Annotated in this window: 5 protein-coding genes and 1 pseudogene; 2 read left to right on the forward strand and 4 right to left on the reverse strand. The window is 67.9% G+C overall.

Annotation, left to right across the window (positions count from 1 at the left end):
* Positions 1–9: 9 nt before the first annotated feature.
* Positions 10–1,524 (reverse strand): response regulator, encoded by a 1,515-nt coding sequence (locus KA248_11650; GenBank protein MBP7830562.1) that lies wholly within the window; start codon positions 1,522–1,524, stop codon positions 10–12.
* A 144-nt stretch (positions 1,525–1,668) separates the two neighbouring features.
* Between KA248_11650 and glmS the strand changes: the two genes are divergently transcribed.
* On the forward strand, positions 1,669–3,510 hold the full coding sequence (glmS, locus tag KA248_11655; GenBank protein MBP7830563.1) for a glutamine--fructose-6-phosphate transaminase (isomerizing): 1,842 nt from the start codon (positions 1,669–1,671) through the stop codon (positions 3,508–3,510).
* Positions 3,511–3,862: 352 nt separating this feature from the next.
* On the opposite strand, the pseudogene KA248_11660 reads toward glmS, so the two are convergent.
* The 3 genes and pseudogenes from KA248_11660 to KA248_11670 all read right to left on the reverse strand — a co-directional run bounded on the left by KA248_11660 (position 3,863) and on the right by KA248_11670 (position 5,944).
* Positions 3,863–4,468 (reverse strand): annotated as a pseudogene (locus KA248_11660) (nucleotidyl transferase AbiEii/AbiGii toxin family protein).
* Positions 4,469–4,931: 463 nt separating this feature from the next.
* Positions 4,932–5,150: a hypothetical protein gene (locus tag KA248_11665; protein ID MBP7830564.1), complete on the reverse strand. Its 219-nt coding sequence runs from the start codon at positions 5,148–5,150 to the stop codon at positions 4,932–4,934.
* Positions 5,147–5,944: a hypothetical protein gene (locus KA248_11670; protein MBP7830565.1), complete on the reverse strand. Its 798-nt coding sequence runs from the start codon at positions 5,942–5,944 to the stop codon at positions 5,147–5,149. Before KA248_11670 ends, KA248_11665 begins: the two co-directional genes overlap by 4 nt.
* Before the next feature lie 528 nt (positions 5,945–6,472).
* Here KA248_11670 and KA248_11675 point away from each other — a divergent pair.
* A partial coding sequence (locus tag KA248_11675) for a hypothetical protein (protein ID MBP7830566.1) occupies positions 6,473–7,510 on the forward strand: 1,038 nt, incomplete at its 3' end.

The raw sequence follows: 7,510 nt of genomic DNA on the forward strand, positions 1-7,510 counted from the left end.
GAGGATCGCTCACGCCTTTTTCTGGTCGAGCGCGTCGCGGACGGCCTGGGTCAGGGTGCGCTGGGTGAACGGCTTGGTGAGAAACTGGGCGCCCGTGATGCGGATGAGCCGTTCGGCCGTCTTCTGCGTGAACCCGGAGACCAGCAGCACGGGGATGCCGGGCTTGATCCGGTGAATCTCCCGGTACACGTCCTCGCCGTTGACGAAGGGCATGACGACGTCGAGCAGCACGAGGTCGATCTCCGCGTGGTGCTGCTTGAAATGCTCGATGGCTTCCTCCCCGCCGGGCGCGGCCCAGACCGTGTAGCCGGCGCGCTGGAGGATGCGCTGCGCGATGCTCAAGGCCAGCGGGTCGTCGTCCACCGCCAGGATGCGTTCCGTACCCGTGGGGCCGGGCCCTTCTTCCCCCGTGCCGGCGACCGGCATGGCCGGGGCCTCGACGGTCGGCAGGTAGAGCTTGAAGCAGGCGCCCCGGCCCGGCTCCGACTCCAGGGTGATCCACCCGCCCATGGCCCGTATGGCATGCCGGACCACGGTCAGCCCCATCCCCGTGGCCGCCTTGCGGGTGGTAAAAAAGGGCTCGAACACGCGGTCCCGGATCTCCGGCGGGATGCCCGCGCCGGTGTCCGAAACCGACACCACCAGGTACGATCCCGGGCGCCTCTCGGAATGCGCCTGGACCTCGGCGGCGTCCAGACGGACCGGCTCCACCCCGATCGTCAGCCGGCCGCCCTCCGGCATGGCGTCCCGCGCGTTCATGCAGAGATTGATCAGGGCCCGGTCCAGGACCGCCCGGTCGCCCCGCACGCGGGGCAAGGCCGTCTTTTCGGGGATGGTCAGGGTGATGGGCCGGGGCAGCGTCTTCTTCTGCAGGGCGACGATGTCGGCGAGGACCTCCTGGATATCGATCTCCTCCGCGATCGGGGTGGTGTGGCGGGCGACCGCCAGCAGGCGGGCCGTCAGGTCGTTCGCCGTCTGGGCGGCCTGCTGGATCCGCGCCACGTCGGCCTGGAGTTCCGGGCTGGGCATCTGGTCCCGGAGCAGGGAGGCATAGGCCATGATGATGGTCAGGAGGTTCTTGAACTCGTGGGCGATGCCGCCGGAGAGGTGCTCGACCAACTCCATCTGCTGCGCCTGCATCAGTTGCTTCACCAGCAGGCGCTCCCGGGTTACATCGCGGGCGACGAGGATGTCGGCCAGCGGGCGATTCCCGGAGTCCAGCAGCCGCGCGGCCCGAACGTCGAGCAGACGGGGCAGTCCGGCGGCCGGGCGGCTGGTCGCCTCGCCGGCCCACTGTCCATTCTTTTCCAGGGCCTCCAGGATGGCGTCGAACGACGCCTCGCCGTCCGGTTTCAGGTGCGGGGCCAGCGCCCGCAGTTCCCGCACGGCGCCGGGCGGCAGCCCCAGCAAGTGGTCCATCGAAGGCGTGGTGAAAAGGATCCGGCCGCGGCTATCGGCGATCAGGAGGCCGTCGTTGATGAAGTCCAGCGCCTCCGAGCTGCTTTGGTTGCGGTCAAGGGTCATGGGTGCCGGGCCCGCAAAGTGAGGAAGAGTTAACCCAGCACGGCGGCAAAGTCAAACACGCCGCGGGATGGACGCTTGCGGAGCCGGGGCGGTTGCCGTATGTATTCATCCCGGCGGCCGGACGCCGCCGGATCGGAGGCCCCAATGTGCGGCATCGTGGGATATGTCGGTCGCCGGGACGCCGTCCCGCTGCTGGTGGACGGCCTGAAGCGCCTCGAGTACCGGGGCTACGACTCCGCCGGCATCGCGGTGATGAGCGGGGGCCGGCTGGAGATCCGCAAGTGCGTGGGCCGTCTTGCCTCGCTCGAGGAGAGCCTGGCCCGGCAGCCCCTCGCCGGTGCCCCCGGCATCGGCCACACGCGCTGGGCCACGCACGGCGAGCCCTCCGAGATCAACTCCCATCCCCACACCGATTCCACCGGCCGGATCGCCGTCGTCCACAACGGCATCATCGAGAACTTCGAGTCGCTGCGCCAGGACCTGGAGAAGAAGGGGCACCCCTTCCGCTCCGAGACGGACACGGAGGTCGTCCCTCACCTGATCGAGCAGGAGTTGAGGGACGGGGCGCGCGACCTGCCCGAGGCGATCCGCCGCGCGCTGGCCAAGGCGCGCGGCGCGTACGCGCTGGGCATCCTCTCGCTCGACGAACCGGACACGATCTACGCCGCCCGCCTCGGCAGCCCGCTGATCGTCGGCGTGGGCGACGACGGGCAGTTCATCGCCAGCGACGTGCCCGCGATTCTCAACCAGACCCGCAAGGTCATCTACCTCGACGACGGCGAGTTGGCCATCCTGAAGGCCGGCGGCGTGCGCGTGATGAAGCTCGACGGCACGGAGGTCAAGCCCGACATCTGCGAGGTCAAGCTCCAGGCCGAGGCCGCCGAGCGGGCCGGGTTCGAGACCTTCATGCGCAAGGAGATCCACGAGCAGCCCCGCGTCCTGCGCTCGCTGCTGGACAAGCACACGAAGGGCGCCGCGGCGGTCGCCCTCCAGGACGTCGGCTTCGATGACGCGCAGTGGAGGGCCGTCCGGCGCATCATCATCATCAGTTGCGGCACGGCCTACTACGCCGGCAGCTACGGACGGCTCATCATCGAGGCGCTGACCGGCCTGCCGGTGGAGATCGAGCTCGGTAGCGAGTTCCGCTACCGGGACGCCAAGCTCACGCCCGACATGCTCGTCGTGTCCGTGTCGCAGTCCGGCGAGACGGCCGACACGCTGGCCTCGATCCGCAAGGCGCGCCGGGCGGGTTGCAAGGCGCTGGCCATCTGCAACACGCCGGGCAGCAGCCTGGCGCGCGAAAGCGACGTCGTCTTCCACACGGAGGCCGGCCCCGAGATCGGCGTGGCCTCGACCAAGGCCTACACGGCCCAGCTCATGGCCTTCGCGCTGCTCGCGATCCATCTCGGCCGCCTGCGCGGCGAGCTGACGGGGGAGCAGGAGGCCGAACTCGTGCGCGACCTGCACGCCGTGCCCGACGCGATCCACTACGTCCTCGCGCGCGGCGAGGAGATCCGCGCGATCGCCCAGAAACACTGCGACGGGCCCAGCGCCCTGTACCTGGGCCGGAAGTTCAATTACCCGACGGCGCTTGAAGGCGCCCTGAAAAACAAGGAGATCTCCTACCAGCACGCCGAGGGCTACGCCGCGGGCGAGATGAAGCACGGCCCGATCGCCCTGATCAACGAGTACCTGCCCGTCGTGTGCCTCTGCACGAAGACCCGCGACGAGGTCTACGAGAAGATGATCTCCAACATGAAGGAGGTCGAGGCGCGGCACGGCCGGATCATCGGCGTCGCCAACAACGGCGACGACACCGTCCTGAAGCTGGCCGAGGACATCATCTTCGTGCCGCAGGTCCGGGACGAGTTCTCGCCGATGGTCAACGTCGTCGCCCTGCAGTTGCTCGCCTACTTCGCCGCCCAGGCGCGCGGCACGGACATCGACAAGCCCCGCAACCTCGCCAAGAGCGTGACGGTGGAGTGACGCGCAGGGCCGGCTGTCTTTGTCCGCCGTGGCCAGTCGGGAGGGGCGGGGGCGCTCCGTTTTGGAATCTTGCTGGCCCCTCATTTTTCTGTGGAATCGGGCTCGCCTCGTTCCTTTCTTGCTGTGGAAGCCGCGCAGGGTTTCAAGCCATGCGACGCAGAAGAGAAAGGAGCGCATATGAGCACGGCCGTGGGCTGATGGGGGGCGGCAAGGGCCGGGCCGGAAATTCGGCCGCGGGCCCTTGTCGTCCCGGACCCGCCAAATTCAAATCAGCGCGAGCAAGGCGAGGCGACGCTGGGGGATCGCGATCCGCCCCGTGAGCGGGGCGCCGGCAGCGGCGACGCTCGACGCGTCAGGCGCGATGGCCGAACTCTTCGCAGGCGCGCCGGAGGGCATCGTCAAGATCGCGGCAGCGGTTGAATCCGCGCGAGGTAATGAGAGCGAGCGCCCGGCGGGCGGCATCCAGATCGGACATGCGCGCGGCCTGGATCAGTTGGCGCAGGTCAGCGGCGTCCTGCGGGCGGGTGCGGTCGTCGCGCGCGAGGACCTTGAGCGCAATGAGGTGGTGAAGCCGGGCGACCGGGACCGTGCAGAGGGGAAACACCGGCAAACGTTCCGCATCCCTGCATATCTCGTGTTCAATGCCCGAGGACGCAAACAGCAGGTCGAGCATCAGGCCCGCGGCCGGATCTTCCGCGGGCGCAAGACGAGCGGTCGCCAACCGATGCGTCGTTTCCTGTTCGACACTGGCCAGAGCCCTTTACCCCGCGGATTGAAGGTCGTAGACCATCGCTTCCGCAGTGGCATTGTCCGGAACCGCCAGGGCCAAGCCCACATCGCGGGTAAAACGCGGCTCCGTGCGGACGGAAACGGCAAGGCCGCCGACAAGGGCCCAAGGCTGGCCGCGCTCATCGAACAAGGCCGCGACCCGCGCAAGGACCTCTTCGAGCCTCGTCATGGCGCTCCTGTTCGAACACGAACGGAGCCGGCCACATCTCCCGGAACCGGCTCATCTTGACGGCAGAGCCAGCGTCCAAACCTGGCGGAGATTTCCATCTCACTCTCCCGCGAGTGGCGCCGGCGGAGGTTCTGGCGCATGAGCGCCAGGCCGACATCCACCAGCACGGCCACCGTCGCCGCGTTGCTCGCGTATCCACCCCTGCCATCCATACCCGCATAATAACATGGAAGCCTGCCGCTTTCAATGCTTTAGCCACAGCCCGAAGGGAGACGCCGGGAGCGCAATTCAAGCGTAACCTGTCTTATACCAGGTACGGGTGAGAGGCGGTACGAACGGCGTCGCAAGCTTGCCCGCCGTAGCCCTTGCGCGAAGGCGGGAGCTCCGCCCTCCAGTGGCAGGAATCATGGAGGGGCGAGCTCCTGCGAGCCCGAAATCTACCCGCATTCACCCGGATTTGGTATCAGTCCGGCTTGTACGGGGGGCGGTGTTCCGCGACACGGGCCGCGGGGACCTCGGGCTCGCGAACAAAGACGCCGTGCGAGTAGGAGTGCTCGTCGGCCGGATTCGTGATTTGCGCCTGTTCCAGCCATTGATCCCAACAGGCGAAGAGTTCCTCCTCGGACAGATGGCGCAGATCGAGGTCTTCTTCGCTCAAGAACTCGTCTCGCGGGCCTTTCATGGAGGCCCCCCTGCCGGCTCATAGGGGAGAACGCCTTCCGCCCGTGCCGCCATGACCTCGTGGGCCTCCCGGAGGGGCAAGCCGGCGATTTTCTCCGCCACGCCCGGCCAGAGGCGCGCCCACGGTTCGGCGGCCTGCATGTAGCGCTGGAGGCGTTTCTCGTTGGCATGCATCAATGCCCTTCGCTCGGCATCCAGGGCGGCCTCGAGCTCTTCGCCGCCGCGCGTCGCCGCCGCCAGCGCCGGCCGGCGCGGGGCGAGTTCTCGAAAGAGCGCCGGGTGTTCGGCGGCCAGGGTCAGGATGTCGCGCGCGCTCCGGGAAACCAGTAGCTGGTCCGCCGGATCGGCCAGCAACCGGGCCAGTTCCCCGATGACGGCGTAGTCCTTCTCCCTGTTTGTTTTCTTCAGTTCCGCCAGATCGCGCGCCTTCACGAACGGGATGTCCCGGCCCTCCTGCTCGCGCCATAGAGCCTCCAGGTTCTCGGGAGACAGTCGCGGGGGGCGGGTCACGAAATCGGTTCGAACGCGCAGGGGGCCCTGGCGGAACTCGAAATGCGAGCTCCAGCCGCCGCGCAACCAGCGGAGATCCATCGGGGCCCCGAAGCGATACCGGCCTCCCCGCTCGGCCAGGACGGCCAATACGTGGCGCAAGGCCTCGTCCTCCTCGCGGAGTATCCAGTCGCCGTCCTTGCTCATGATGGCCAGCCGATGCAGCACGACGGCCTGTCCGCTGCTCAACACCGCCCGCAGCCGGCCGTCGTTGAAGGCGCGTGTAAGTTCCACGTAGATGCTCATACCGGTCACACTGTAGCAGCCAACCCGGCGCGCGACCAGCGCGGGATGCCTGGGCCTGCTTTCGGCCAGGACTGATTCATGAGAACGGTGAATCCTCGATCCGTGAAGGGAATGCGATTTTTCTCAATGGGACTCACCTCGCGAAACGTGGGGGTCCGGAATCCGCGGAGCCAACGGCCCCGCGACCGGGGGCGGTCGCGGGCTACGCCGAGTACCGCATCCGCGGCGTCCGTGTAGCGCGGCCTCGCCCTCGAGGCCCGCGCATGCCCTGGTGTGCGCGCGCCTTGTTCTTCCATGGTTGAAACGGGTTACGATCCTTTATGAATCAGTCCTGGCTTTCGGCGGCCGGAACCGACCGCGCTCCACCCCTCGGGGCGTGGGCCTCCGCCGCCGGATATCCGGCTTTCAGAAAGTGCTGGCCAGGCGACGGGGCGGGGCATATAAAGATCGGAATGAGGTCGCGCCCCGGGAGAGGGCGGCATCCCGAAAGGACGGATGCGAAGAACGTCGTGCCAGGGATGGGCTTTTGTGTGTCTGCTGCTCTCGTGGTCTGCCCAGGCCCAGTGGCGAACACAATCGGTTGACCTGCAGCCCGGCTGGAACGCCGTCTATCTCGAAGTCCAACCGGAGCCGCGGCTGCTGGACGAGGTGTTCACGAACCGGGCGGTCGAGAGCGTGTGGAAGTGGGACCGGCGGTTCAGCCACATCGAGTTCACGACCGACCCCTACACGCTGGAGCCCGAGGATCCCCACTGGCTGGTCTGGCTGCCGGCGGACGATGCGCGCCGGTTCCTGTCGCGGCTGTTCACGCTGCAAGGGGGGCAGGCCTACCTGGTGAAGGTGCCGACCAACGCGGCGGGGTACACGCTGCCGGTCAAGGGCCGCGTGATCGTGCCGTTAACGGACTGGTACGCGCATGGCCTGAACCTGGTGGGGTTCCCGGTGCACCCGAACAACCCGCCGACGTTTTCGTCCTTCTTCGCCTTCACGGAGGAGGTGGACACGACGCGGGGGGTGAACAACAAGCTGTTCAGCATCAACAGCGCGGGGCGGGGGGTGACGATCGTGCAGCCGAACCGGGAGACGGTGGCGGCGGGAAAGGCGTACTGGGTCGGGTGCGACAGCGATCCGAAGTATGCCGGCCCGCTGGTCGCGGCGCCGTCCGGGGTGGGCGCGGTGGATTTCGGGTCGCACGTGGTGCAGCAGGAGTTGACGATCCGGAACCTCGGGCCGACCTCGATGGCGGTGCGGGTGACACAGGAGGCGTCGGAGGAAGAGACGGAGGGGTTCCCGGAACTGGCCGGGCCGGTGCCGCTTTCGTATCAGGCCCGCAACGCGAGCAACCAGTGGGAATGGGTCGAATTTCCCGTGGGCGGGCTGTCGCAAGCCGTGGCGGCGGGCGGGGCGTGGACGATCTACCTCGGGGTGCGACGCCAGGATTTTGCGCCGTACGTGCCGGTGGGGACGAACGGGGCGCTGTACCAAAGCCTTCTCAAGGTTGAAGACACGGCGCAGAGCCTGCTGGTGCGGGTGCCGGTGACGGCGGAGAAGCCGGCCGGCCTGCTG

It is taken from the genome of Kiritimatiellia bacterium (assembly GCA_018001225.1).
Lineage (GTDB): Bacteria > Verrucomicrobiota > Kiritimatiellia > CAIQIC01 > JAGNIJ01 > JAGNIJ01.